Here is a 1242-nt window from a genome sequence, read left to right as displayed (position 1 = left end):
GGATTAAGTTTTAGTTTAACACTTAAATCCCTTATACTCTGTACTGGTTGAATAAAACTTCTTCCAACATAATGACTTCTAACAAGACCTATCTCAAATGGGATACCGCTTTCTTCTGAATATCCTTTTGCAGCAAGGAGTCCTGAATCCAGTACTGGTACAACAACATCTGCATCTATTTTAACTTCTCTGGCTAAAGTTCTTCCCATTTCTTTTCTTATCTCATATACCCAGTCTCCAAATATTAAACTATCAGGACGGGCAAAATAAACAAACTCAAATATACATTTTTTTGCATCTTCTGGGAATTTTAGAGGAAAATAAGACCTTAATCCAGCATCGTCTATAACAAGTACTTCTCCCGGTTTCACATCCCTTAAATACTCAGCATCAACTATATCAAGGGCACATGTTTCAGAAGCTACGAAATAGCTTCCGCTTTTATTTTTACCAAGAACGAGTGGTCTAAATCCAAAAGGGTCTCTTACGGCAATTAACTGATTTTCTCTTAATATTACTAATGAATATGCCCCTTTTACTTTTTTCATTGCATCAAAAACAAGAGGTATAAAATCTTTATCATTTTGATGGAGCATAATATGAGCAGGGGGAGGTTCCTTAGACTTTGCAATTAAATGAACAAATACTTCTGTATCCGAAGTTGAACGGAATATTGCCCCCTCTTTTTCAAGCTCAAGTCTTATATTTTCCGCATTAACTAAGTTTCCATTATGAGCTATTGCAAAAGACCCACCGTAAAAATGAGCATAAAACGGCTGTATATTCTTTGGATTTGAACCGCCAGATGTTGAGTACCTGACATGACCTATTGCAAGGCTACCTTTCATTTCTTGCAAGTCTTCAGATTTTATTGCCCTTGTTATAAGACCCTGTCCAAGTTTTAAGTTTATATCATATCCATCTGAAACAGCTATTCCTGCAGATTCCTGACCTCTATGCTGTAAAGAATGAAGCCCCAGATATGTTAGATAAGCAGCATCTTTATTATCAAATACACCAAAAACTCCGCACATTTGTTTGAAAACCTCTAATATGAAATTATAAAAATATAAAAATATTATAGGCTTTTTTTAGAAAAAAAGCAGCCGCTAACGGCTGCAGTTTTATTATTCAATAGTCTGTACCCATTTTTTAAGCTTGTGACCGTTTTTCCAGATTGCTACGTAAGGAGTTTTTATACCTGATGCTGTGATTAGTATTTCTTCATCTCTGAAAAGCATG

Annotated in this window: 1 protein-coding gene; it reads right to left on the bottom strand. The window is 35.1% G+C overall.

Annotation, left to right across the window (positions count from 1 at the left end; all coding sequences use genetic code 11):
* Positions 1–1034 (bottom strand): amidophosphoribosyltransferase (gene purF / locus HG1285_RS00925; RefSeq protein WP_008289525.1); only part of this gene is annotated, 1034 nt, incomplete at its 3' end.
* Positions 1035–1242 lie beyond the last annotated feature (208 nt).

It is taken from the genome of Hydrogenivirga sp. 128-5-R1-1 (assembly GCF_000171895.1).
This window is presented reverse-complemented; position numbering and strand designations above follow the sequence as displayed.